At 64.8% G+C, this 24455-nt stretch carries 21 protein-coding genes; 4 read left to right on the forward strand and 17 right to left on the reverse strand.

Going from position 1 to position 24455, the window contains the following annotated elements:
• Positions 1-127 precede the first annotated feature (127 nt).
• Both GGR61_RS11605 and GGR61_RS11610 read right to left on the reverse strand, forming a co-directional pair.
• Positions 128-2767, reverse strand: coding sequence for a TonB-dependent receptor (locus GGR61_RS11605; RefSeq protein ID WP_184407723.1), 2640 nt, complete (start codon positions 2765-2767; stop codon positions 128-130).
• A gap of 78 nt (positions 2768-2845) precedes the next feature.
• Positions 2846-4318, reverse strand: coding sequence for a hypothetical protein (locus GGR61_RS11610; RefSeq protein WP_184407724.1), 1473 nt, complete (start codon positions 4316-4318; stop codon positions 2846-2848).
• A gap of 187 nt (positions 4319-4505) precedes the next feature.
• Here GGR61_RS11610 and GGR61_RS11615 point away from each other — a divergent pair, with 187 nt between their 5' ends.
• Positions 4506-5366: a 2OG-Fe(II) oxygenase gene (locus GGR61_RS11615; RefSeq protein ID WP_184621463.1), complete on the forward strand. Its 861-nt coding sequence runs from the start codon at positions 4506-4508 to the stop codon at positions 5364-5366.
• 339 nt (positions 5367-5705) lie between these two features.
• Entirely contained in the window at positions 5706-7751 is a 2046-nt protein-coding gene (locus GGR61_RS11620; protein ID WP_184621464.1) for a TonB-dependent receptor, read from the forward strand.
• 243 nt (positions 7752-7994) lie between these two features.
• On the opposite strand, the gene GGR61_RS11625 is transcribed toward GGR61_RS11620, so the two are convergent.
• Both GGR61_RS11625 and GGR61_RS11630 read right to left on the reverse strand, forming a co-directional pair.
• On the reverse strand, positions 7995-8408 hold the full coding sequence (locus GGR61_RS11625; protein ID WP_184621465.1) for a VanZ family protein: 414 nt from the start codon (positions 8406-8408) through the stop codon (positions 7995-7997).
• Positions 8396-9649, reverse strand: coding sequence for an SAM-dependent methyltransferase (locus tag GGR61_RS11630; protein ID WP_184621466.1), 1254 nt, complete (start codon positions 9647-9649; stop codon positions 8396-8398). The genes GGR61_RS11625 and GGR61_RS11630 overlap by 13 nt, the downstream gene beginning before the upstream one ends.
• On the opposite strand from GGR61_RS11630, the gene GGR61_RS11635 reads away from it, so the two are divergent.
• A complete protein-coding gene (locus tag GGR61_RS11635; RefSeq protein WP_184407729.1) occupies positions 9648-10385 on the forward strand; it encodes a pteridine reductase in 738 nt (245 codons plus the stop codon). The genes GGR61_RS11630 and GGR61_RS11635 overlap by 2 nt on opposite strands.
• Here GGR61_RS11635 and GGR61_RS21140 read toward each other — a convergent pair.
• The 6 genes from GGR61_RS21140 to GGR61_RS11660 all read right to left on the reverse strand — a co-directional run bounded on the left by GGR61_RS21140 (position 10378) and on the right by GGR61_RS11660 (position 15608).
• Entirely contained in the window at positions 10378-10506 is a 129-nt protein-coding gene (locus tag GGR61_RS21140) for a hypothetical protein (RefSeq protein WP_260287590.1), read from the reverse strand. The two genes, GGR61_RS11635 and GGR61_RS21140, sit on opposite strands and share 8 nt — an antisense overlap.
• Before the next feature lie 67 nt (positions 10507-10573).
• Positions 10574-11089: a 2-amino-4-hydroxy-6-hydroxymethyldihydropteridine diphosphokinase gene (folK, locus tag GGR61_RS11640; protein WP_184621467.1), complete on the reverse strand. Its 516-nt coding sequence runs from the start codon at positions 11087-11089 to the stop codon at positions 10574-10576.
• Between the two features lie 93 nt (positions 11090-11182).
• On the reverse strand, positions 11183-12685 hold the full coding sequence (locus tag GGR61_RS11645; protein ID WP_184621469.1) for a hybrid sensor histidine kinase/response regulator: 1503 nt from the start codon (positions 12683-12685) through the stop codon (positions 11183-11185).
• 3 nt (positions 12686-12688) lie between these two features.
• Positions 12689-13129 (reverse strand): response regulator, encoded by a 441-nt coding sequence (locus GGR61_RS11650; RefSeq protein WP_184407732.1) that lies wholly within the window; start codon positions 13127-13129, stop codon positions 12689-12691.
• Positions 13126-14937 carry an ATP-binding protein gene (locus GGR61_RS11655; RefSeq protein WP_184621470.1) on the reverse strand — a complete coding sequence of 604 codons (1812 nt, stop codon included), beginning with the start codon at positions 14935-14937 and terminating at the stop codon, positions 13126-13128. The genes GGR61_RS11650 and GGR61_RS11655 overlap by 4 nt, the downstream gene beginning before the upstream one ends.
• Before the next feature lie 299 nt (positions 14938-15236).
• Complete coding sequence (locus GGR61_RS11660; protein WP_184407734.1) at positions 15237-15608, reverse strand: BON domain-containing protein; 372 nt, start codon at positions 15606-15608, stop codon at positions 15237-15239.
• A gap of 149 nt (positions 15609-15757) precedes the next feature.
• Between GGR61_RS11660 and GGR61_RS11665 the strand changes: the two genes are divergently transcribed.
• Entirely contained in the window at positions 15758-16816 is a 1059-nt protein-coding gene (locus tag GGR61_RS11665; protein WP_184621471.1) for an oxidoreductase, read from the forward strand.
• Positions 16817-17041: 225 nt separating this feature from the next.
• Here the strand turns inward: GGR61_RS11665 and gnd are convergent, their stop codons facing one another.
• The 7 genes from gnd to GGR61_RS11700 all read right to left on the reverse strand — a co-directional run bounded on the left by gnd (position 17042) and on the right by GGR61_RS11700 (position 24442).
• Complete coding sequence (gnd, locus tag GGR61_RS11670) at positions 17042-17983, reverse strand: phosphogluconate dehydrogenase (NAD(+)-dependent, decarboxylating) (protein WP_184621472.1); 942 nt, start codon at positions 17981-17983, stop codon at positions 17042-17044.
• Between the two features lie 21 nt (positions 17984-18004).
• Entirely contained in the window at positions 18005-19318 is a 1314-nt protein-coding gene (locus GGR61_RS11675) for a hypothetical protein (protein WP_184621522.1), read from the reverse strand.
• Between the two features lie 186 nt (positions 19319-19504).
• Positions 19505-19885 (reverse strand): glycine zipper 2TM domain-containing protein, encoded by a 381-nt coding sequence (locus tag GGR61_RS11680; protein WP_184407738.1) that lies wholly within the window; start codon positions 19883-19885, stop codon positions 19505-19507.
• 126 nt (positions 19886-20011) lie between these two features.
• Positions 20012-20785, reverse strand: a complete 774-nt coding sequence (locus GGR61_RS11685; protein ID WP_184407739.1) for a DUF2242 domain-containing protein — start codon at positions 20783-20785, stop codon at positions 20012-20014.
• Between the two features lie 73 nt (positions 20786-20858).
• Entirely contained in the window at positions 20859-21923 is a 1065-nt protein-coding gene (locus GGR61_RS11690; RefSeq protein ID WP_184621473.1) for a DNA methyltransferase, read from the reverse strand.
• Positions 21916-23022: a radical SAM protein gene (locus tag GGR61_RS11695; protein WP_184621474.1), complete on the reverse strand. Its 1107-nt coding sequence runs from the start codon at positions 23020-23022 to the stop codon at positions 21916-21918. Before GGR61_RS11695 ends, GGR61_RS11690 begins: the two co-directional genes overlap by 8 nt.
• 16 nt (positions 23023-23038) lie before the next feature.
• Positions 23039-24442 (reverse strand): nicotinate phosphoribosyltransferase, encoded by a 1404-nt coding sequence (locus tag GGR61_RS11700; RefSeq protein ID WP_184621475.1) that lies wholly within the window; start codon positions 24440-24442, stop codon positions 23039-23041.
• Between the last annotated feature and the right edge of the window lie 13 nt (positions 24443-24455).

Raw genomic sequence — 24455 nt, forward strand, 5'->3', positions numbered from 1 at the left:
GCGGCAGCAATGTGTCAGCCAGAAGAAACTGATGACACAACCTGACACACGGCTGGGTCACTTGAAACGCAAACGCCCGCCATGCGAGGCACGGCGGGCGTTTGCGCTCATCTCCGCGCCTGCTGGATCAGAAGCGTGCTGTCACACTGATGTCATAGGTGATGCCGGGCTGGTACTGATACAGATCCACCCGGTTGCCACCCTGGCTCTGATATTCCTGGTACTTGGTCTTGAGCAGATTGCGGGCGGCGAAGTTCACCGACAGCGTATCGCCCGACCACACCAGGCCCTTCTTGATCACCAGATCCAGCGACGTCCCCGGCTTGTCGATGTAGTCCGGCTGACCCGGACGGCCACGTGCCGAGACCCGCTCGCCGACATAGTTGGCAATCAACGTCGCCTGGCTGTGGGTGCTCTCGCTTTCCACGCCGATCTGCAGGTTGGCGATGTCATCGGACTGGCCCTGCAAGGCAGACCCGTCGCGGATGAACAGGTTTGCCTGCACCGGCGCGCTGAAGCCGAACGGCTGCACGGTATCGCTGGCGCTGGCGCTCACCTTGGACTTGGTGCGCGTGTAGTTGCCGGACACGAACACGCGGTTGTCGCCCCACCAGTTCGCCGCGATCGGCAGATCCACATACTTCTTGGCTTCCAGCTCGATGCCGTACAGATTGGCCTTGGGTGCATTGATGAAGCTCTGCACGATGCCGCCGCCCGGTGCATCGTTGACGATGGCTTCGATCGGCTTGTCGATATCCTTGTAGAACGCACCGACAGTGACGTATTCGCCAGGCTCGAAGAACCATTCGTAACGCGCATCCAGATTGACCAGCTCGCTATCGACCAGGAACGGGTTGCCGAAGAACTGGCGGTCGATATCCGGGTCCATGTACTGCTGCGGGGCCATTTCGCGGAACTGCGGACGCGCGATGGTCTTGGACGCACCAAAGCGCAGCTGCTGGTTCTCGGCGAAATTCCAGGTCACCGTCGCCGACGGCAGCGCATAGCTGTTTTCCAGCGGCGCCACGCTGTCCTGACGCGTTCCGCTGAAGATGTCGTACGGATGCACCGCCTGGGTGGCATCTTCGTAACGCACGCCAACGGTGGCACGCAGGGTCGGCACGATCTCGCCTTCGGCCTGCAGATACGCAGCCTTGACCTTCAAGGTTGCGTCGTATGCAGCCGCACCGAAGCTGCCGGTGGTCTCGCGCAGGCGCAGCAGATCGTTACTGATGTTGTAGTCGGAGATCAGGTAATCCACGCGCTGGAACTGGTTGTAGAACGGCAACGGGCCATCCAGTGCCAGGAAGCGGAATTCGCGGCTCCACGCGCTACGGTCGTTATCCAGATAAGCCAGACCGCCCTTGACGGTGAAGTCGTGCTCGATCGGCAAGCGCCAGGTCACGTCCACGCCGCCGCTGGCCACCTTGTCGTCGACCTTGCTGAAGCGCGTGTAGTTCTGCACGCGCGAGGCATCGTGCGCCCAGTAGCCATCCAGCCGCTCGTAACGGATACCGGTTTCGTACGGCACATCGCGGCTGGCATTGGCCACTGCCGCGCGCCATTCGATCTTGAGGTCGTCGTATTCGCCGAAGGCGTGGGTGCCCCGCAACTGGTTGTTGATCAGCTGACGCTCGTACCACTCGGTGTTGTCGTCGCGCACATCGAACCCGGCCAGCTCGTCGCGCCCTGCACGACTGCGCGCAACCTTCAGGGCATCGTGCACATACAAGGTGGTCCAGCCGATCTTGTGCCGCCCGTACTCCCAGCCCAGGCCCAACATGCCATTGGTGCGCACGTTGTTGCGGGTGGTAGCGAAGTCGTAGTCGGAATTGTATTCGACCGTATCACCGACAAAGATGCCGTCCTGCTGCTTGCCGGTACGCGTACGCCATTCGTTGTCGTAACCGGCAACGGCAATGATGCCCAGCTTGGCCTCGCCCACGTCCATGCTGTAACCGGCGCTGCCGCCCACATTGACGTCAGGATCGATGCTGTCCTTTTCCTGCAGCACGTACAGATTGGCGTTGTTCAAGCTACGCCCGATGTTGCGGATGTCCTCGCGCGAGAAACTGCCCAGATCGACACGGCGGCCACTCTGGATCGCATCGCGCAACGCGGCGGGCTGCTTGCGTGCACCGTCGTCAAAGCCCCACTCGTCATCGCCGGAACCGTAATAGGTCAGGCCCTTTTCGCCGGTGCTGACGCTGTTGGCGCCGCCCCCGACGGTCAGTGACAGAAACGCCTTGTCGGGCACCGTCATCGATTGCAGATCGATCACGCCGCCGCCGAATTCGCCCGGATAATCGGCCGAATAGGTTTTTTGCACGGTCACGCTGGCCAGCACATCGCTGGGAAACAGATCCAGCGGCACCACGCGTTGCATCGGCTCGGGACTGGGCAACGGCGAGCCGTTGAACAACGCCGACGAATAGCGTTCGCCCAGGCCGCGCACATACACATACTTGCCGCGCGACAGGCTCAAGCCGGTCACGCGCGTCAACGCCACCGCAGCGCTGCTGTCGCCGGTGCGCTCCATGTCTTCGCGGGTGACGAATGACGCCACCTCGGAAGTCTGCAGCATCGGTTCGGGAATGTAGTCGCCACGCACCACGACCTGGTCAAGCTGCTTGGGCGTGCTGGTGTTGCCGGTAGCGCCGGCATCGGTGGTGGTCGATTGCGCCAACGCAACACCGGAGAACAACAAGGTGGAAATGGAAAGAGACAGGCCCGTCCGCGAGAGACGGGCGACGGCAGAGGTTCGCATCGTGGGAGCCCTGGCAACAGAAAGATGAAGCTGGACGCATCACGCGGCGACCATCAGGCCGCCGCGTGATGCTATGCCTCAGCAGGGACGATCGGCGGTCAGGCCGCAGGTCCAACCCTGCCACCAGGTATCGTTGGCATCACGCACGCCACCGATGTAATTCACCTGCTGGAAGAAGCTGCTCACCCCGTTCAAGCCCTGGAAGGCCGGTACGGCGGTTTCGTTGGCGCCGTTGATGAAGGTGCTCTGCAGCGTGGACACCCCGTTGGCGACGTTGTTGGTGCCGGCCGCAAACTGGGTGGCCGCACGTGCATCGCTGCCGAAGGCGGTCGGGCAGGCGAAGAACACCGAGTTGAACGTCCCGAGCGTGTCGGTATCGGCCAGGTTGAAGCACACCAGGCCATCACCGGTGCCACCGGCCGGGCGGGTGAATACCGAGTTGTAGAACGCGGCCTGGGTGCCCTGGTTGAGCATGATCGCCGCACCGGCGCGTGCATTGCCCACGTAGGTGAAGTTGGCCACCTTCGGACGCGAGTACGGCTGGCGACGCAGGCTGCTCCACTCGTTCATGCGGTCGCCGCCACCGGCGCGCTGCACCACGATGCCGAACTGCAATGCGCCGCTCCAACCGGCATCGGTGTCGAGCGAATCGTCGTCGGCGCCGGTGATGACCACGTGGCTACCGTTGACCGTACCGCCGAACCATTCGATACCGTCGTCGGAGCTGTTGTGGATCTGCACGTAGTCCAGCTTGGTGCCGCTGCCCACGCCGGCAAGGGTGATGCCCTGCAGCTCGTTGTTGGGCGAAATTTCAAAGCCCGAGTACATCACGCGCAGATAGCGCATGGAACCGCTGTTGTCGGTGGCGCTGTTGCCGCCGTAGAACGCGTTGGTGCCTTCGACCTGCGCCTGGCATTCCGGCGTACCGGAAACCGTGGTGCCCGGGCAGTTGTTGATGGCCGCACGGCCCAATACCACGATGCCGCCCCAAAGACCGATGGTGTTGGCGCTGACCTGCCCCTCCAGCGCCTGACGCGCGGTGAACACGATCGGTGCGGTCGCGCTGCCTTCGGCAAAGAGTTGCGAGCCACGATTGACCACGATGTAGTCGCTGCCCGACGAGCCGTACAAGGTCGTGCCCGGTTCGATGGTCAGCACGCCCTGCGTGCTGCCGGCTGCCGGCGCGGTGGCGTTGCCGCCGCGATCGGTACCGACGTTGACGCGGCCGCTGATCGAATATGCGGTGCCGGCGCGCGCCGGGACCACCAGATTGCCGTTGATGGTTTCCGGCAACTGGCAGGCACGCAAGCTGTTGTTGGCAATGGTGCCGACGTTGGAGAAACCAGTCGGGCAATCCGCAGCCGGGCCGGTCGGTGAAGGGGCCGGTGTGGGTGCCGGCGTCGGCGCGGGCGTTGGCGTCGGCGCGGGTGCCGGCGGGAAGGCGCCCTCGCCCGGCGAGGCGACACGGTCGGCGCCACCACCGCAGGCCGACAACGCCAGCGCGGTACCGAAAGTCATAAGAAGTGTCTTACTGCTGTTGCGAACGGACATGCGGCTGATCTCCAGGTCAAGAAAGGTCCGGTATGAAGAGGAGTCGTCAAGAATGGTTGCGTTCCGCTCACTGCAGTGGCGAGCACGTTCAAGATCCCCGCCGCTTTTATAGAGGTCGTCTGTTGCATTTGTCTTACGGCGACATAATTGACACATTACTGCCACACACCGACACGACTGTAGCGGCATGACTTCCCACCCCATCCCCGCCCCCCTGGGCGACTGGATCATCGCCCAGGCGCTGGCCGGCCAAGCGCCCGAGCAGGCATTGCAGCCGCTGCTGGAGCAAGGCTGGAACGAGCAGGACGCCATCGACGCGGTCGAAGCGTTGCTGCGCGAGCACATCCAGCAACATGCGCGCACGCACGCGCTGCCACTGCCGGTGCGCGTGCCCGCACTTCTGCAGGACAACGACGCTTCGCTGCTGGACCTTGGCGATCGCCAGGTGCATGTGCTGGTCAGCCTGTTGCTGCCACGCGTGGTCGTGCTCGGTGGCTTCCTGTCCGATGCCGAATGCGATGCACTCATCGCGCTGGCGCAACCACGGCTGGCGCGTTCGCGCACGGTGGATCATCGCAATGGCGCGCAGATCGTGCATGCCGCACGCACCAGCGACAGCATGTGCCTGCAACTCGGCCAGGACGCACTGTGTGCGCGTATCGAAGCACGCATCGCACGCCTGCTCGACTGGCCGGTCGATCACGGCGAAGGGCTGCAAGTGCTGCGCTATGCCACCGGTGCCGAATATCAACCGCACTACGATTACTTCGACCCTGCTGCTGCAGGCACGCCGGTGTTGTTGCAGGCCGGCGGCCAGCGCGTCGCATCGCTGGTGATGTACCTCAACACGCCCGAACGCGGTGGCGCCACGCGCTTTCCCGACGCGCATCTGGACGTGGCCGCAGTCAGAGGCAATGCGGTGTTCTTCAGCTACGACCGCCCGCATCCGATGACGCGTAGCCTGCATGCCGGCGCGCCGGTCCTGGCCGGCGAAAAGTGGGTGGCGACCAAGTGGTTGCGCGAACGCCCGGTGCGCATGCCCGGTTGAGCGCGGCGACAGACACACCGCACGCAATGGCCGGCGGCGCGGCGGCGGCAGGAACGAATCAGCATGTTCTGCGGCGGCGGCATCTCCCCCGCCCGGGGTGCCCCGAGCGCGCCTGATCGCGCCACCCACGCGACGTCTGCCAGCAAGCGCGAACCAGATCCAGCCACCGGCTGCTCCTTGGTGCGATGCGGTGTGCTGCAGCGCCATTGCGTCCAGGCAATGCTCGGGCAAGAGGCGGGGACGCCTGAACCATCACCATCCATTTATGTTATAATATTGCACACGCTGACACATACACGCCGGTCAGCCTCGTCACTTCGCATTGGTGCTGTCCGATCCATGAAAACCCACATTCTTGCGGCGGCTGTCGTCGCCGTTCTGCTTGCCCCCGAAGCGCGCGCACAATCGTCGGATTCGGCGCTGACGCTCGGCAAGGTCGATGTTCACCAGCATGGCGAAGGCCAGCTCACCGCACACCAGGTATTGACCTCGGTGGATGTGCTCGGCGCCGACCAGATCGCAGACAAGAACGTCTCCTACAGCTGGGAACTGCTCGGACAGATGCCGGGCATCCAGCTCACCGAGACCCGCCAGGGCGCCGAGTCCGGCAAGGTCAGCTTCCGCGCCTTCAACGGCGAGGGCTATCTCAATGCGATCAAGACCCTGATCGACGGCATTCCCAGCAACGTCAATAGCGGCAACCAGCGTTTCATCGACATGCTGTTTCCGCTGGAAATCAGCTACATCGAAGTGGTGCGCGGCACCAACGACCCGCGTTACGGGCTGCACAACATCGGCGGAAACATCAACTTCGGCACCCGCCAGGGCGGCAACTACACCGACGCCCGCCTGACCTACGGCAGCTTCAATACCCGCGATGCACAGCTCGCCGTGGGGCGCGAACGCGATGGCTTTGCGCAGAACTACTTCGTCGGCGTCCAGGCGTCGGACGGCTATCGCGACCACGATACCTCCAGCAAGTATTCGTTGGGCGGCAAGTGGTTCTACGGCAATCTCGATGACGGCATGCGCATCGGCCTGACCGCACGCGTGTACCACAACCAGGCCGATGAACCCGGCTTTATGACCGCAGCGGAGATGCGGGCAGACCGCCGCGCCTCGGACCTGCGCAATCGCAACGATGGCGACGACCGCGACATGCGCCAGCTCGGCGTACACATGGACCTGAAGCTGGCCGAAGGCCTGTTCCTGGGCACCAAGCTGTACTACAACAGCTACGAGGACGACCGCCGGGTGACCTTCAGCGACCTGCCCACCGGCAATGCGCCGCGCCAGCGCCGGATGTGGGACGAGTCGCAGGTCGGCATGCTCAACACGTTGACCTGGCGCAGCAGCGACACGCTCACCCTGGAAGGCGGCGTCAACTACGAGCATCAGGACAACGCCTACCGACGCGAGCGCTTCAGCTACGCCGAGCCCACCAACTTCAACGCCACGCCGGCACGCATCCAGAACGACGACCGCCATACCTTCGACAACTGGGGCGCCTACGTGCAGGCGATCTACCAGCCGATCGAGGCGCTGAAGATCGTCCCGGCCTACCGCGTGGATCGCTTCGACGGCGACACTCAGTTGCCGGGCGGCGTGCGCGCACCACTGCAGCGCTACGGCACCATCGAGCAACCCAAGCTCAGCCTGGTCTACGCGTTTAATCCAACGACCAACCTCTATGCCAACTGGGGCCGCACCTTCCAGGTGCTGACCGGCTCCACCGCCCCGGCCTATCTCACCGCCGGCCAGGCCGACGTGCGCCCGTCCACCAACACCGGCATGGAGCTAGGCATGAAATTCAGCCCGTTTGCGGGCAGCCAGGCACGCATCGCGGTGTGGCAGCAGGATGCGGCAAACGAGGTCTCCAACATGCCGGCCACCGGCACCACCGTCACCCTGGGCAAGACCCGCCGTCGCGGCGTGGACGCGCAGATCAGCGCGCAGCTGGGCGACAAGTGGACGCTGTGGGCGTCGCATGCCTACCAGGAAGCCAAGATCGCCCGCGACGACCGCGATGCCAGTGTGTCGCTGCAAGGCAACGAAGTTGCCGCAACGCCGCGCTACATCAGCAACATCGGCGTGGACTACCGCGCAACCGATGCCCTGCAACTGGGCCTGCAGGGACGCGCCCAGGGCGATTACTATCTGGAAGAGCGCAACGTAGCCGGCAAATACGGCGGTTTTGCAACGCTGGACCTCACTGCCAGATACACCATCAACCCGGCCTGGAGCGTGGACCTGCAGGTTCGCAACGCCACCGGCCGCGAGTACGCCTATGTCTGGTACGACAGCTTCTTCTGGTCACAGGCGCAACCGATGTTTTCGCCAGCGGCCGGGCGTCAGCTCTACATCGGTCTGAACATGAAGCTGTGACGCGGCGCGATCAGATCGGTTGACCGAATCGCTCGCACGCGGCAACGTCCGCGTGCCCGCCGACTGCGCCACAGGCACTCGCTGTGGCATGGCGACAGCTCACCAATAATGCGGTGAGTCTGGTGGCGACGGTCCGCCGATCGTCGCCACGTCACTGCTGCGGCCACACCGCAGGCCGCTTACCGGTATTGATCTGGCTCAACGCGTCCGGGCACCCACGCCAGGCACGCGAGCACGGTGCACTCATCGCCGCGCGAACAGGCGCTGATCCATCCGCAGCATCACAAAGCGCAGCCGCGTCCTGGCCAGACACAACCCGGCCAGGATGCCCAGCGTATCGGCCAGCGCATCGAACGGGTCGGCGCTGCGATTGGTGGTGAACGCGCCTTGCGCAATCTCGATGCCGATGCCCAACAGCACCAATCCGAACGCCGCAAGCAGCAGCGCGCGGCGCGTGGCGAACAATTGCACCGCGCCCCAGCACAGCAACGCGAAGGTGAGGAAGTGCTCGCCCTTGTCACTATTGGACGGCAGCTCCGGGAACTCCGGCGGCGGCCCCAGGCAGACCGCAATCACCACGACGATCGCTGCGATCCACAACCCCACCCACAGTCGCGGCCGATGGAACGGGCGCAGCGGCGGGGTCACAGCCGCCATGTGAGATCGCCCAGCAGAAATGCCGGCGAAAAATCCACATCGCGGGCAAAGCCCATCACCTGGAAGCGCTCGCCCATTTCGCTGGGCAGTGTCAGCCGCTTGATCTGCTCACGCAGCCGCATGCGCCCCACTTCATCGGTGCGCGTATCGGCCCGCGCCAACAGCGTGTCCAGGCCATTACCGAGCAGGAAACTCGCCTGCGTGCAGTAACCCGCCAACTCGAAACCGGCCCCGGTGCCGGCCTCGGCCAGCGCGGTGAAGTCCACCGACGCGGTCAGATCCTGCAGGCCGGGCCAGCGATATAGATCTTCGTGCATGCGATGGCGGTAGAACGCCCGCAAGGTGCCGTCCTCGCGCTGCGCACGATAGAACTCGCCACGCGGGTAGCCGTAATCGACGAACAGCATCGCACCGCGCTTCAGGCCACCGGCCACCGCCTGGATCCAGTACGGTAGCTGCGGCAGCAGCTCGGAGCGATACCCATCGGCGAACGGCTGCTCCAGATACCGCTCCAGATGCCGTACCGCCGCACCCAGCAATGCATCGGCCGGCTGCTCGCCACGCGCAAAGTGCTGCTGCGCATCCAGCACCACGGTTTCCTCATACACCTCGCCATCGCGCAGCGCGAAGCGCGGCGTGGGCAAGGCGTCGATCACTTCGTTGGCGAACAGCACCCCGTCCCAATCGTCGGGGAACGGACCATCCAGCCATTCGACCAGATCGAACACCGGTGGGATCAACGTGCGTCCCAGCCGCTCGCGCTGCCGTTCGCGCAGATCCGCACTGGGTTCCAGGATCGCGTAGCGCTCGGGTAGCGCATCCAGTTCGAGCAGGCGCTTGAGCGTGACTTCGGCAAATGCGCCGCTGCCGCCGCCCACTTCCAGCACGCGCGCCTGCGGGCCGAGCTGCTGCAGCACCGGCGCCAGCGCGCCGGACACGGTGGCCGCGAACAAGGGGCCCAGCTCCGGTGCGGTGACGAAATCACCAGCCTCGCCGAACTTGCTGGACCCGGCGCTGTAATAGCCCAGGCCCGGCGCATACAGCGCCAGCTCCATGAAACGGGAGAACGGAATCGCACCACCGGCAGCGGCGATTTCGGCGCGCACATGCGCAGCCAGGCGATCGCTGTGCGCCAGTGCATCCGGATCGGGAGTGGGGAGGTCGGCGTGCATGCGGGCACCGGTTGCGAGGACAATGCACAGGATAGCCGAGCCCTTTGCAACGCCGAGCGAGTACGCCATGACAGACAGTTCCAAGGTGGTGTTGATCACCGGCGCAGGCCGCCGTATCGGCGCGCAGATCGCCACCACGCTGCACGCGGCCGGTTATCGGCTTGCCCTGCATGCGCATCGCTCCGGCGAAGCGCTCGACGCGCGCGTGGCCGCGCTGTGTGCGCAGCGTGCGGGCAGCGCGCTGGCCTTGCACGCCGATCTGCGCTTGCCCGAAGCACCAGCGCAATTGGTCGATGCCTGCATCGCGTCGTTCGGCCGCCTGGATGGGGTGGTCAACAATGCCTCGGCGTTCTATCCCACCGCGCTGGGCGAAGCGACTGCAGCGCAGTGGGACGAGCTGTTCGCAGTCAACGCACGCGCGCCGTTCTTCATCGCCCAGGCCGCTGCCGCGCAGTTGCGCCTGCACCACGGCGCCATCGTCAACCTCACCGATCTGCATGCACAGCAACCGATGCGCGATCACCCGCTGTACGGCGCCTCCAAGAGCGCGCTGGAAATGCTGACCCGCTCGCTCGCACTGGAACTGGCACCGCAGGTCCGGGTCAACGCGGTCGCGCCCGGCGCGATTCTGTGGCCGGAACAAGGCAAAGCATCGGACGCAAAACAGGCGTTGCTCGCACGCACGCCGCTGGCACGTATCGGCACGCCGGAAGAAATTGCCGAAGCGGTGCGTTGGCTGCTGGACGAGGCCAGCTTCGTCACCGGCCACACCTTGCATGTGGACGGTGGCCGCCAGCTCAGTTGAGCGGCACGCGACCACGCCAAACGCCACCAACTGCGGACGGCCGGCACCGCTGCGCGGCATCCAACGCGACGACGGCATCGGCCAGCATGGCCTTGGCCGCGCCGTCGCCGTCCTCATCCATCCAAGGGCTGCTCGTGAATGTCCTAGCGGTCCTAGCGGCCAGGCACTGGCCGCACCGCACCGCCGCGCTAACGCGCCACCACCGCCGCTGCAGGGTCCGCATCCAGCTCCACCGTGGCAAACGCGTCGCCGTAGTGCGGGTGCGCCTGCCATAGCGTGGCCAGCGTCTGGCCGCTCAGCGGGTCGACGAAGTCGGGCGCGATATCGGCCAGCGGCTTCAACACGAATGCGTGCTTGAGCTCGGGTCGCGGAATACGCAGGTGGCCCGGCCCTTCGACGATGCAATCGCCGAAGAACACCACATCCACGTCCAGGGTGCGGTCGCTGAAACGCGGGCCGCTGCGGTCGCGGCCGTGCGCGTCTTCCAACGCATGCAGCCAATGATCGAGCGCGTGCAGGCCCAGATCGCTCTCCAGCACCACCGCGTTATTGACGAAGTCCGGCCCGTCGAAGCCCACCGCCGGCGTGCGATACGCCGGGGAGACACGCAGCGGGCCAAAGCGCGCGCGTAAGGCATCGACGGCCAAGCGCAGGTAATGGGTCGGCTGGACGTTGCTGCCCAGGCTGAGAAGCACGGTGGTCATGCGTTATTCGCGCATGCGGCCGGCACCAACGTCAACCGTCGCCAGCGCGCTGCGCTTGCAGCAGTGCGCTGGCAACACACCGGAACCAGACGGTCAGGCCACTTCGAGCGCATGCGATACGGCACGGAACACACGGCGCATCTCCAGCGGCTTGCGCAGCACGTGCACCGGGATGTCCGCCGGAAAATGCACGCGTTGCAGCGGCGCGCCAACATCTTCGAGCACGATTGCCGGGCCTTGATAGCCAAGCTCCTGCATGCTCAACAACACGCTGACCGCCGAGAGCAGGATGATGTCGCTGTCGATGATCACCAGATCCGGCATGGCGTGCTGCTGCACCAGTTGCAGGGCAGCGGCGCCGTCGGTCGCCAGCTGTGGCTGATAGCCCTGACTGGACAACGCATTGCCCAGCAACGACAGGCGCGTGGCCTCGCCATCCACCAGCAGGATGCGCTGCCCATGGCCCAGCGCCAGCGGCGGCTCGGCGTCGGCGACGGCAACCACGGCCCCGCGCATCGGCACGATCATGTCAAAGCGCGTGCCCTCCCCCAGCCGGCTATCGACCAGGATGCTGCCGCCATAGCTTTCCACGATGCGCTTGCACGAGATCAGCCCCAGGCCGGTGCCATCGGCCTTGGTGGTGAAAAAGGGACTGAACAGGCGCGCGCGCGTTTCATCGCTCATCCCCACGCCGGTGTCGGCCACGCTCATGCGCACGCGCGCCTCGTCGTAGCGATCGGCCGACAGGACCAGCGTTCCGCCCGCCGGCATCGCCTGGATCGCATTCAAGCCAAGGTTGAGCAGGCACTGCTGCAATTCGGTGTGGTTGGCTTCGATGGTCAGATCCGCAGTGATCGTGTCCATCTGCAACCGCACGCCATCGGGCAGGCTGCTCTTGAGCAGCATCTGCACGCCCTGGAACAGATTGGCGATGGACACCTGCTCGCGCGGTTTGTTGGAGCCGCGCACGAACGACAGCATCGACTCGGCCATCTCGTGCCCACGTCGGCCGCACTCGGCCACCACGTTGGCCAGCTGACGCAGCTGCGGGTCGTCGGTGCGTCCGGCCAGCAGGTCGGGCACGATCAGCAACGGCTGCAGGATGTTGCGCAGGTCATGGCTCAAACCGGCCGCCAGCATCGCCAGGCTTTCCAGCCGCTGCGCGCGCATCAACTCGCTCTCCACACGCTGGCGTTCCAGGTCCGCACGCGCTTCGCGGATCGCGCGGATCACCGCGCTCGGCAGGCGGGTCGGGTTGTGCTTGATGATGTAATCGTTGGCGCCGTCCTGCAGCGCCTTGACCGCCGTCTCCTCGCCCATGGTGCCGGAGACGAAGATGAAGGGCGTGGCGCCGCCCTGCCGCACCAGACGCAGCGCCTGGTGGCCAGAGAACCCGGGCATGCTCAGATCCGACAGCACGATGTCCGGCTGAAACTGATCCAGCGCCGCGCGCAGCGACGGCTCGCTGTCCACGCGCTCGAAGGACGCATCGATGCCGGCCTCCAGCAACTGATCGGACAACAGCTCGGCGTCTTCCGGTGAATCTTCCACCAGAAGGATCTTCAGCTGCTCCAGCTTGCCACCCTCATGCGGCATGATTCAGTCCAGCTCCGGTGCCTGATTGATGACCGCCCAGAACGTACCGAGCGTCTTGACTGCGTTGAAGAACTGATCCACGTCCACCGGCTTGACCACATAGGCGTTCACGCCCAGGTCCCAGCTACGAGCCAGGTCGCTCTCTTCGCGTGAGGACGACAGGATCACCACCGGCAAGCGCTTGAGCGCCTCATCGCTGCGCACCTGCTTGAGCACTTCCAGCCCGTCCAGGCGCGGCATCTTGATATCCAGCAGCAACACGGCCGGCAAGCCTTCCTCGCGGTCGGCAAACATGCCACGACGCAGCAGATAGTCCATGGTTTCCACGCCGTCTTCGACGTGCACGATGGGATTGGCCAGACGGGCTTCGCGCAGGGCGTCGACCGCCATCTCCGCATCGGCCGGGCTGTCTTCTGCCAGAAGAATGGTACGGATGGCGGTCATACGGTGAGCTCTTGGTTGGGCGCTTCATGCGCAGGGGGAAGCACAAAATAAAAAGTAGCACCTTCATCGACCACGCTTTCGGCCCAGACCCGGCCGCCGTGACGCGTCAGCACGCGTCGCACGCTGGCCAGACCGATACCGGTGCCGGGGTATTCGCTGGCCTTGTGCAGGCGCTGGAACACACCGAACAACTTGGCGCTGTATTCCATGTCGAAGCCTGCGCCGTTGTCGCGCACGCTGAACTGATGGCCGCCGTCGGCCATGGGTGTATAGGCGACCTCGATCCTGGCCACTTCGCGCTTGGCGCTGTACTTGACTGCATTGCCCAGCAGGTTCATCCATAGCTGGCGCATCATGTTTTCGTCTGCCACCAGCACCGGCAGCGGCGCGATATTCCAGTCCACACGGTGGCCGGTATTTTCGCTCTGCACACTGGAATCCAGAATCGCGCGTGTTTCGGCGACCAGCGACTGCATGTCCACCGCCTGCAGACGCAGCGCACTGCGGCCCAGGCGCGAATACACCAGCAGGTCGTCGATCAGCGAGGCCATGCGCCGCGCCGAACTGCTGATCACTTCCATGTAGTGGCGCGACTTCTCGTCGGCCGCATCGCCCAGATGACGCGCCAGCTTGTCGGAGAACCCGGCCACGTGACGCAATGGCGCGCGCAGGTCGTGCGAGACCGAATAGCTGAAGGCTTCCAGCTCGCGGTTGACTTCCGACACCTGCTCCATCTTGCCTTCCATCTGCCGGTTGAGCTCCTGGATGCGCAGTTGCGAGGCTTTCTGCAGGCTGATGTCGCTGACGGTCATCAGCACCACGTCTTCGTCGCTGGTGTCCGGCAACGGCATGCGGCGGGCGTTGATCAACATGGTGCGCAATACGCCATCGGCGGCGCGCTGCTCGTGCTCGAAATCCCACAATTCGCGGTCGCGCAGCAACACGTCGGCCAGCCGCTGATGGATCTGCGGATCGCGCCACACGCCCTCACCCACCTCTTCCAGGGGCATCGCTTCATTGCCCTGCTCTTCCAGTCCATACAGCTCGGCAAAGGCCGGGTTGTGCAGCAGAATGCGCTGCTGCGCATCCAGCAACACGATCGGCTCGCGCACCGTCTGCAGCACCGAGGACGCACGGCCGTTGGCGCGCAGGTATTCCTGTTCGGCCGCCAGGCGTCGCCGGATCTGCCGCTGCAGCAACCAGGTCACCGTGCCCAGCAACAGCAGCTGCACCACCAGCGCCGCCCAACTCAACACCACGTAATGCCCGCGGTCGGTCTCGGCCCGCCGGTTGCGCAGATCCAGCAAGTAACCCTCGGCCGTTTGCAAATCGTCGATCAGCGAGCGAATCGGGTTGTTCGCGGTCATGTCTTCGATCAGCGCCCGGATCTCATCCGGTGCGGTCGTCGATGCGATGCGCTCGGCAAGCTGCAAGCGACGCTCGATCGTGCTCTGGATACGCCCCAGGCGCACCTGCTGCGGCGGGTTGTCCTTGGTCAGGACGATCAACCGCTCCACTGCGGCCAGCGACTCGCGCCGGCCGCGACGCATGCGTTCCAGCAACGCCGGGCGCTCTACCCCGTGCGAACGCATCAGCGCCGCCGATTCGGTATCGCGCATCGCAGATTCCAGGCGCTGGGCGGTTTCCTGCACGTCCTGGCTGTGCGAGACCCAGCGCGCGGCCTGATTGGCGCTACGCGCCATCTGCTGCAGCAGCAAGGACGGCACCACCACGATCAGGAACACGGCAACCACCAGTAAAGGCAGGCGCCAGCGATCCCATCTGTCTGCGTGGACCGTTGTCTGCATCGGTAATCCAAATCCGCTCGCTACGAGGCCCAAGGCCGACCCGGTATTGTCCCCGATCGGGCGCACATTAAGATTAATGATTCAGACAAATCTACCGGAGAGGCGACATAGCTGAATGGGCATATCATAAGTGTTGCCGCGCCGAAACGGTGAGCGCGTCTTGCTGTTGCATGGATCGCATCGATGCGCCCCATTGGCACGGCCCGCGCGGGCCAAAAAAAAGGCGCACTCCGTAGAGTGCGCCCGGTGCGCGGGTAGACCGCCTCGCCTCGGTCAGCCCGGCAGTGCAGCAGCTGCGCTTACTTTTTCGCAGCGGTGACCTTCAGCCCGGTGGACTTGACGCTCTTGACGCCTTCGATGCCCTTGGCGGTCGCCACGGCCTTGTCGTGCTCGGCCTGGGTGGCAACTGCGCCGGTCAGGGTCACGATGCCGTTCTTTGTCTCGACCTTGACGTCGGTGCCCGACACATTATCGGTGGCCAGCAGGTCGGCCTTGACCTTGGTGGTGATCCAGGTATCGGTCACCGGCTTCTTGGATTCGTTCATGCCAGCGGCATGATCCTTGTGCGCAGCCATCTCCTGCGGCGCGGCGAATGCCTGCGCGGCACCCAAGGTCAGACCGAGCGACAACGACAGCGCCAACAGCGTGCGTGCATGTTTGATGTTCTTCATTCGATCTACTCCCGTTGAATGTATCGCCAGCTTGCGTCAGTACTCGTCGACCAGGCGTGACCAGCGCATGCAGAGGTTGTGAACCCTGCGCACACAGTTGTGTGCAATACCATGCAGGCTTCCCCGGTCGTTGCGATGAACCGTTTTCAATGCCTAAACCGTTCAATCTGGCTGTCGTCGGCTACGGCTACGTCGGCCGCACCTTTCATGCACCGCTGATCGCCAGTACGCCTGGCCTGCACTTGCACAGCGTGGTGTCGTCCAAACCGCAGCAGGCCCAGGCCGACTTCCCGGATGTGCGTGTCGTTGCCGATCTCGACATTGCCCTGGCCGATCCCGCGCTCGACGCGGTGGTCCTGGCCACACCCAACCAGACCCATGCACCGCTCGCGTTGCAGGCCCTTTCCGCCGGCAAGCACGTACTGGTGGACAAACCCTTCGCACTGGACGCCGCACAGGCACGCGCGGTGGTGGAGGCTGCAGCAAACGCCGGGCGTATCGTCAGCGTGTTTCAGAACCGTCGTTGGGATGCGGATTTTCTCACCGTGCGCCGGCTGATCGACGAAGGCCAGTTGGGCGAGGTGATGGAATTCCACTCGCACTTCGATCGCTTCCGTCCGCACGTGCGCGACCGCTGGCGCGAGAGCGATCTCCCCGGCGCCGGACTCTGGTACGACCTTGGCCCGCATCTGCTCGATCAGGCGCTGCACCTGTTCGGCATGCCGCAGGCCATCGGTGCGGATCTGCAACGTCAGCGCAACCAGGCGCGCAGCGACGATTATTTCCACGTCACCCTGCACTACCCACGGCTGCGGGTGATCCTGCATGCCGGTTCGCTGGTGGCCGACGGTAGCTTGCGCTTTGCCGTGCATGGCACGCGCGGCAGTTATCTCAAACACGGGCTGGACACCCAGGAAGACCAGCTGCGCGCCGGCCGTCGCCCTGGCACGGCCGGCTGGGGCGTGGATCCGCTCCCGGGCACGCTCACGCGCGTGGACGACGAGGGACGCGTTCATGCCCATCAACCCGACACGCTGCCGGGCGACTATCGACAGTGCTATGCCGCCTTCCGCGATGCCTTGGCCGGCACCGGACCGGCGCCGGTCAGCGCGACCGATGCCGTGCAGTTGATGGAACTGCTGGAACTGGCGCAGCGCAGTACGGCGTCGGGCCAGCTGCATCGGCTGGATGCTGCACGCACGCGGTAACCTGCCAGACGCGCATCTGCACTTGCGCCAAGCCATCGACGCGTCACGCGGCCGGTGCTACACATGCGTTGCGGCTCGCAGGGGCGCTCGCAACCTCCGCAAGAGGCGCAATCGGCGCCTTCCTGAGAACGTGTATCAGCACTGCAGTCACCGCGTTGAAGGACACCTCGCACCCCACTGCGCGCCCGATGCCCCAAGACGCGCAGTGCGATCGCAGCGGGTCGCTTACGCGTCCTTGCGACCGATCGTCGGCGATGCGGCACCGGTCGTCATCACCGCATGGCCGCCGAACTGGTTGCGCATCGCAGCCAGCAGCTTGTCGGTGAACGAATCCTTGTCGCGCGAACGTAGCCGCTCCATCAGCGACAGCGTGATGATCGGTGCCGAGACTTCCAGATCGATCGCCTCGGCCACGGTCCAGCGGCCCTCGCCCGAATCGGCCACGAACGGGGCGATGCCGGCCATGGTCGGGTTGTGCGTCAGCGCATCGGCGGTGAGGTCCAGCAACCACGAACGCACCACGCTGCCATCGCGCCAGATCTCGGCCACCTGGTGCAGGTCCAGCGCGAAATCGGTCTTGTGCTGCATCAACGAAAAGCCTTCGGCATAGGCCTGCATCATTCCGTACTCGATGCCGTTGTGGACCATTTTGGTGAAGTGGCCGGCACCGCTCGGGCCCACCCGTCCCCAGCCCTTGTCGGGCGCAGGCGCCAATGTGGCCAGGATCGGATGCAACGTGGTCACTGCGGTTTCGTCGCCGCCGACCATCAGGCTGTAGCCTTCTTTCAGGCCCCACACGCCGCCACTGGTTCCGCAATCGACAAAGGCGATGCCGCTGGCCTGCAGCAACGTGGCGCGACGCTGCGAATCCTTGTAATACGAATTGCCGCCATCGATGACGATGTCGCCTGCCTGCAACAGCGGTAACAACTGTGCCACCGTGTCATCGACGATCTTGCCGGCAGGCACCATCAACCACACCACCCGCGGGCTCGGCAATGCGGACACCAGCGACGCCAACGCATCGGCAGTGACAATGCCTTTGGCCTGCGCACTGCTGCGTGCAGCCTCGCCCGGATCGTAGCCGTGCACGCGGTGTCCGCCGTGTACCAGGCGCTCGGCCATATTGGCGCCCATGCGGCCCAAACCCACCATACCCAGTTCCATAATCGCTCCTCAATGCTCTGATCAGTGCAGGGTGCCATGCCCGGCGTAAGCCGGCGTGGCGGAATTCTCAATGGATTGTTCCGTTGCGGTACCGGCGCTGCATTGCTGCAGCTGCCAATCGATCCATCGCCAGTACAAGGTGCTGCGCAGATTGTGCAGGGTCAGTTCGATGGCATACGGCGTGCGCGGATTGCGGTCGAGCAGGCGCGCCACGTGATACCCGATCGGCTTGCTGCCTTTGGGATGCACGTAAACCAGAAAGCCTTGATAGAACGGATCGTCTAGCAACGTCTGCAGTTCCTGCAACGTTGCCTGTTGTTGCGGATCGAGCGTGGCGCGCAGGGCTGGGTCGCGTTCGTACAGCAACCGCTCGAAACGGCGCTTGTCGCCGCCGCGCAGCTGCTTGGCCAACTCCCAGATCTGGCGATTGAGCGCGTCGTAATGCGAAAAGCCGCCGTGCTGGGCGAGCGCCTGCGCGGCCGCGTCGCTGACATCGACCACCACGAAGTTTTCGGCCTGGTTATGGATATCGTCCAGAGACGACTTGTCGAACACATGCGCGATGAAACCCGGCGCACCGACAAATGCCTGCCGCCCCATCCGCGATGTCTTGACCGCCTTGCCGTCGGCAAAAAACTCGCCTGCATGCGCCCCCAGCAAAATGCTGTCGGTGTCGTGCAAGGTCCAGAACGTGCCGATCGACAATTCGCCGGAGGTAAATACCCGATCGAATCCCGCATCGCCGTACAGTTCGCGCTGCGTGGCCAGCTGCGCCACCTGCCGCCCGACCCCGCATTCGGAACGCACCCGACCACGATAAAACGCATCCAGCGCCTGCGCGTTGCTGCCGCGCGGCTGATACCCGCGCCCGAAACTGCGAAAGCCACTCCAGCCTTGCGCCGCCGCACCGCGCCAGCCAAATCCGATCCATCCCAATTGCACCGCCGAAAACCGGTAATGCGGATTGTTTTCCAACTGCGTCACCGCGCGTCGCGTGGCGGCACCTAGTTCGAAGGCATAGGCGCATTGTGTAGCAGAATCGTCCAGCAACGCCTTGAGCGATGCGCCGCGTTGGTGATCGTCCCATCCCGCCGGCAATGTCGCCTGCAGATCGCCAGCCGCGCGCGCCTGCGCAAGCGAGCCACGCGTGCACGGCGCGCCACGCTGGATCACGGGCGCACCCACCTGTGCGTATCCAATTTTCCATCCCAGCCGCCGCAACAGGATTTCCACGCACTCGTCGCTTGCGGCGTTGACGGTCGCACTCGGCGCGGCGCGTGCGGTCTGCGGCCACTGCGCCGCAATCATTGCCGCCACGCACAGCAACGTGACCATGCGCCGGCACGACGCGCGCGGTCGTTCTGCCTGCCGATGACCCGGCGATGTTGCCGACAACTGCAGGCGGTACGCGTTGAAAGAAGTCATCGATCAGCGGTGTATGTGTCGGCAGCGCAGTGCTGCATTGTCGCGCAAAAGAAAGCCCCGGCATGACCGGGGCTCGCAGGATTCAGTCCGGCATGCTCAACGACGTTCGCAGACGCGCTCGACCTGACGGTTGCCGTTGGCTTGCTGGCGATTGCCCTGGATCGTACGACCCGCCGCACCGCCGGCCACGGCGCCGGCCACGGTGGCGAGCTTCTTGCCATTACCGCCGCCAACCTGGTTGCCCAGCAGACCACCGATTGCAGCGCCGGCAAGCGTGCCGCCGATGCGATTGGGGTCGGTCGAATTCTTCTGCACTTCGACATTGCGGCAGCGTACGCGCGTGCCGTCGGAGAACTTGCGCCCTTCGTCTGCTTCCGAATAGCGCTGCTGATGCGAGTGGCTTTGCGCCTGCGCGAAGGTGCTCGTGGCCATCAGGCCGATCAAGGACATACCCAGCAGTGAATTGCGCATCTTCATCGTCATTTCTCCATCGTTCTCGCCCGCTCGGCGCGTCGTGGATGCACTCTGGTCGCTGCGTCGAGAACGGAACGTGAAGCGCGCGCCCCTCCATTCAGGCTTTGGACCGCAGCGTGAATCACGCCGTCACGGCTGTGTGGCGGGCTCGGTCTGCGGCACATTGGCCGGTGCTGGCGGCGGATCCTGCGCCTCGACCGGCAACGGTGCGACCGGCGGTTGTGCAACCGATGGCGTCGACGCTGGCGCTGCAGGCGGCGTGGTCGGCGCGGCGGCGTTCGGTACCGCTGGCGCTGGCGCTGGAGGCGGCGTGGCAGTCGGCGCACGCGCGGCCGGCGCAGGGGCGGCATTGGCCGCGGCCGGAACCGCTTCGGTCACCTTGGGCAGATACGAATTCAGACGCTCGAAGAAGCGCTTGTAGAAAGCGGCGTCCTGCACCGTGGTGCTGGACACGCGTACCAGCGAATCGCCGCTGCTGCCGACCGGCAGCGACAACGAGCCGAGCACGCCGACACCGACGCTGGCCGAGGTCGAGCTCTTCTTCAACGCATAACGGTCTTGAAGCGCGCTCACAAACACCTGCGCCTTGCCACCGTCCTGGGTGGCGCAGGAGATGCGCAGATTGAGCTGTTCGCTCTGGTCGGCTTCCTTGAGCTGGAAGTTCTTGCTGCCCTCCACGGCACTGGCATCGGCACGCGTGACCGCATAGCCCTGGCTCAACAACACCCGCCGGGCCGCCTCGCAGGCTTGCGGCGAGGTGGACGCCACGCTGCGGGAATAAGTGTCGTCGGAATTGAACGACTCGCGCATCAGCATCGTATCGCCCTTGCTGCCACCGCAACCGGCCAGGGTTGCCAAGGCACCAAGCAATGCGCCGCGCGCGATCAGGGTAGAACAAGACATAGATGACTCCGGCATCCAAAACCGAGGTAAAGCATAGCCGCAACCCATGTGCGCACGGCGTCGCGTTGCCGGATCACGGCAACGGCGGTTCATCCGCTGGCAGTTGCAGGTCCACCTGCAGGCGGCGGCCATCGGCGCCGATGCGCTCGGCACGCAGGTAATGGTGCGCACGCACCGACGCCAGCGTCACCGGTGCCTGGCACGGCGCGCCCCACAGGCTCAATGCGAAGCCTTGTGCCTGCAGCCAGTGGCTGAGGCGATCCCACAGCGGCTGCTCGGCCGGCAGCATCAGGTCCAGATCAGCCGGGCCCTCGGGCACCAGCGCCGGCGACTCCAGCCAGCGCGCGTAGCTGCCGTGCACCTGCACCGGCAGGCGTTGTGCGCGTAAGGCCTGCAACAGCTGCGCCGCCTGCTGCAGGTCCAGCTGTGCACGGCAATGCTGAAAGATCAGCGCGTATTCGTGGCTGCGGTTGCTCTGGGTGTCTGCATGCGCCAGGGCGGCCGCTGGACGCTGGTAGCACAGCACGCGTTCCTCGCGCAGCGTGAACAGGCTGGCAAGTATCCGGCCCAGATCCCAGGCCTGCGGAATCACGCGCCCGCCCACCACCACATTTTCGACCATCGCCACACCGAAGGCGTCTGGCCGCATGCGTTTTCGCAGCGCATGCAACACCGCACGCATGCCCGCCAGATAGCCTGCGTAATCGGCACTGGCATACAGCTGCCCCGGCGGCGCCTCGCCACGCCACCGACATCCGAAATACGGCACATTGGTCAGGCATAGATCGACCGCCCCGGCTGGAGCGGTATCCACCAGGCCGCCGATCACGACCGGCGCCGCCACCGCCTGCCGCTGCAGGCGCGTGCGTGCGATCTGTGCACGTGCAGGATCGATCTCCATGCCATGCGCACGACGGCCTTCCAATGCAGCAGCCAGCAAGGTGCTTGCGAAACCGCAGAACGGATCGAACACCTGCTCGCCCGGTCGGCTGAAATGGCGCACGAATGGACGCATCTGGTTGACCCAGCCACAGTCGCGTCCGTTCAGTGGATCGGCCGCACGCAGGTCGTCGGGCAAGGCCCAGGCGGCATCGTCCGGCGTTGGTGTCCACCAACTGTGCTGATCGAGCTCATCCATCGGCCGGCTCCCAGAGCACATCCGTATCTGGATCCCAGCCCGCGCACAGCCGCCCGTTGGCGAAGAACACCAGCTTGTACAGATCGCCGGTTGCGTGCCGCGCGTGCATGGCTGCGTAGTCGGCGCTTTCGAAGACCACGTCCAGGCCGTCTTCGCTGCGCATGCGCAGATTCCAGAAGTAATAGCCTTCCGTCACTCCCAGCGCCTGCCAGCGCCCCCACCACGGCTGCTGCATGCAGTCGGCCAGCAGGTCCTCCACACCGACACGGTGCCGGGCGATATAGCGCCAGGTGCCATTGCTGCGGTACGCATCGTCCAGGCGCGACAGCTCGCGAAAGATCACCTGGGTCGCGCCACAGCGGCGTGCCCAAGCGATGTACTGCGCCACCGTATCGGCACTGTCCACGCCACCACGCTGCACGATGCAGACCAGCCGCACCGGCAGCCGCGCAGCAATGCGCTGCGCCACGTGCCTGAAGGTTGTCGCATCGGCGATCGGCTCATCGGGCCGGAAGCGCATGATCGCATCGTTGCCCGTTTGCAGCGGATGGTGACGCGACAGCTCGATCCACGACAGACCGAAGTCCACCAACGCATCGATCAACTGCTCGCCCTGTGCGCGCGCAAATCCTGCGCCGTTGCTGTACAGCACGCGCTGCTCGACGCGCGGCCCATCGGGCGTTGTCGACAAGGTGCGCAGCAATACCTGCAACCACTCGGGGTCATCGGTCATTTCCAGGCCGGACAACGAATACGACAACGGTACCTCGCGCAGCAGCTGCAGTGCAGCGCTCAACTGCGCGAAGTAGTCCGGCCCCGGCCGCAACGTCGCTGCAGCCACGCCACCATGCGTTTGACGCAAATTTTCCGAACAGAACCCGCAACGCGCCGAACATGGCCGCACCGACGCATACGGGGTAAGGGTGACCGGCAGCGCGACCCGATAGTCACGTTCGCCGATGCGCAGTGCGTGCCACCGGCTGGCCTGGTTCTGCAGCGGCACGCGCCGCTGCAGATTGGGGGCCATGGTGCGCAACTGCGCCAACAGCGGCGATACCGGCAAGGCCGAAACAGCATCGATGGCGGCGTGCGTGGTCATGCCTGCGCACCGCCCATCAACGACGCGCGGCATCGGCGCGCGCGCGCACCTGCTCCAACGTCCACTCCTGCTGCATCACGCCGTTTTCCCATACCGTCACCAATGCATCTTCGCTGTCGACCTGCGCTGCAACCTCGTCCAGCAAGGCGCTGCGATAACTGCCGTCGCGCCGATCGCGCAGCAAGGTCAGGCGACCACGCTTGCTCTGCTTGCCCTTGTCGGTGATCGGATCCTTGTAGACATCGATCCACTGCCCGTCCACGCGCACTGCCGAGCACTTGAGCGCAAACTTTTGTGTATCGCGGTCCACCTTCTGCAATAGCGCACCGCCCATGCCGAAAGCGACGTTGTCGGTGGCATAACCGGCGGCGGTGATGCGTTCGAGAATCGCGCGCAACGACTGCGGGTTGATGCCATCGCCCTGGATCGCCCGCACGTGGTTGAGCACCTTGTAGCCCTTGCCGTTGACCTGGTGACCAAACGCTTCATCCAGCAGCAGCAGGCATTGCTCGACCACATCCACCGGATCGCCCGAATCCGGACGGATCACCACCGTCGCGCCCGAGGCGATGACGTCATCGCGCAGGGTCGTGCCCCAATGCTCGCGGATCGCGCGATAGATGTCGTAGCTGTCCGATACCACCGCCACAACCGAACCGGGCCGCCCAAACTGCGCCAGCATGTTGCGATACGCATCCACCTCGCGCTCGCGCCCCCAACTGGTGATGGTGCTGTGCTCGGCGGCGGGAATCGAGTACCCCGCTACTGGTGTGTGGTAGTGCGCGCGCGCCAGCAACAACGCCGACAAGGTATCGGTGCCGAGGAAATTCACCAGATGCGCCGCACCGCCCAGCGCAGCCGAACCGAGGCTGGACACACCACGCGCACCGAAATCGTGCAGCTTGAACGGCAACTGCCCTTGCGGATCGTCGCTGGTACGCTCCAGGTACTCGCGCACGACCTGCTTCACCTGCCAGCTCACCGTGGCCACGGTCACCGGGTACCACACGCGCAACAGCAGCGTTTCCAGATACGAGGGCACCCAGAACGCCTTGGCATCGGTGGATTCGATCGTCATCAACACGTTATGCGTCGGCACCACGGCGCCTTCGGGCACGGCGCGGATGCGGATCGGCAACTGCCCGCCGAGACGATCGACGATATCGCGCCAGCCGGCTTCGTTGAACGGCTCGCCGTGCGCGGCCAGCAACGCCTTGGCATCGTCGATGTCGGCGTGCGTCACCGGCCGGTTGATCGCTTCTTTCAGAATTGATTGCAGGCCGAAGAACACGGTCTGGTCGTAGATGCCACCGCGCGACTCCACATAGAAAAACGCCGCATCGGTGCCGGGCGGATATTGCAGCCAGTGGCTGGCCTTGTAGCTGTCGGTATTGAGCAGCAGGTTATCGAGGTAATGCATGACGGAAGCTCCT

This window comes from Xanthomonas sp. 3058 (assembly GCF_014199765.1).
Classification (GTDB): Bacteria; Pseudomonadota; Gammaproteobacteria; order Xanthomonadales; family Xanthomonadaceae; genus Xanthomonas; species Xanthomonas campestris_B.

What these genes read in the sequence shown, in the direction of transcription:
- GGR61_RS11605 (WP_184407723.1), bottom strand. Translation starts at nt 2,767, where the DNA reads ATGCGAACCTCTGCCGTCGCCCGTCTCTCGCGGACGGGCCTGTCTCTT.
- GGR61_RS11610 (WP_184407724.1), bottom strand. Translation starts at nt 4,318, where the DNA reads ATGTCCGTTCGCAACAGCAGTAAGACACTTCTTATGACTTTCGGTACC.
- GGR61_RS11615 (WP_184621463.1), top strand. Translation starts at nt 4,506, where the DNA reads ATGACTTCCCACCCCATCCCCGCCCCCCTGGGCGACTGGATCATCGCC.
- GGR61_RS11620 (WP_184621464.1), top strand. Translation starts at nt 5,706, where the DNA reads ATGAAAACCCACATTCTTGCGGCGGCTGTCGTCGCCGTTCTGCTTGCC.
- GGR61_RS11625 (WP_184621465.1), bottom strand. Translation starts at nt 8,408, where the DNA reads ATGGCGGCTGTGACCCCGCCGCTGCGCCCGTTCCATCGGCCGCGACTG.
- GGR61_RS11635 (WP_184407729.1), top strand. Translation starts at nt 9,648, where the DNA reads ATGACAGACAGTTCCAAGGTGGTGTTGATCACCGGCGCAGGCCGCCGT.
- GGR61_RS11630 (WP_184621466.1), bottom strand. Translation starts at nt 9,649, where the DNA reads ATGGCGTACTCGCTCGGCGTTGCAAAGGGCTCGGCTATCCTGTGCATT.
- GGR61_RS21140 (WP_260287590.1), bottom strand. Translation starts at nt 10,506, where the DNA reads ATGGATGAGGACGGCGACGGCGCGGCCAAGGCCATGCTGGCCGATGCC.
- folK (WP_184621467.1), bottom strand. Translation starts at nt 11,089, where the DNA reads ATGACCACCGTGCTTCTCAGCCTGGGCAGCAACGTCCAGCCGACCCAT.
- GGR61_RS11645 (WP_184621469.1), bottom strand. Translation starts at nt 12,685, where the DNA reads ATGCCGCATGAGGGTGGCAAGCTGGAGCAGCTGAAGATCCTTCTGGTG.
- GGR61_RS11650 (WP_184407732.1), bottom strand. Translation starts at nt 13,129, where the DNA reads ATGACCGCCATCCGTACCATTCTTCTGGCAGAAGACAGCCCGGCCGAT.
- GGR61_RS11655 (WP_184621470.1), bottom strand. Translation starts at nt 14,937, where the DNA reads ATGCAGACAACGGTCCACGCAGACAGATGGGATCGCTGGCGCCTGCCT.
- GGR61_RS11660 (WP_184407734.1), bottom strand. Translation starts at nt 15,608, where the DNA reads ATGAAGAACATCAAACATGCACGCACGCTGTTGGCGCTGTCGTTGTCG.
- GGR61_RS11665 (WP_184621471.1), top strand. Translation starts at nt 15,758, where the DNA reads ATGCCTAAACCGTTCAATCTGGCTGTCGTCGGCTACGGCTACGTCGGC.
- gnd (WP_184621472.1), bottom strand. Translation starts at nt 17,983, where the DNA reads ATGGAACTGGGTATGGTGGGTTTGGGCCGCATGGGCGCCAATATGGCC.
- GGR61_RS11675 (WP_184621522.1), bottom strand. Translation starts at nt 19,318, where the DNA reads ATGGTCACGTTGCTGTGCGTGGCGGCAATGATTGCGGCGCAGTGGCCG.
- GGR61_RS11680 (WP_184407738.1), bottom strand. Translation starts at nt 19,885, where the DNA reads ATGAAGATGCGCAATTCACTGCTGGGTATGTCCTTGATCGGCCTGATG.
- GGR61_RS11685 (WP_184407739.1), bottom strand. Translation starts at nt 20,785, where the DNA reads ATGTCTTGTTCTACCCTGATCGCGCGCGGCGCATTGCTTGGTGCCTTG.
- GGR61_RS11690 (WP_184621473.1), bottom strand. Translation starts at nt 21,923, where the DNA reads ATGGATGAGCTCGATCAGCACAGTTGGTGGACACCAACGCCGGACGAT.
- GGR61_RS11695 (WP_184621474.1), bottom strand. Translation starts at nt 23,022, where the DNA reads ATGACCACGCACGCCGCCATCGATGCTGTTTCGGCCTTGCCGGTATCG.
- GGR61_RS11700 (WP_184621475.1), bottom strand. Translation starts at nt 24,442, where the DNA reads ATGCATTACCTCGATAACCTGCTGCTCAATACCGACAGCTACAAGGCC.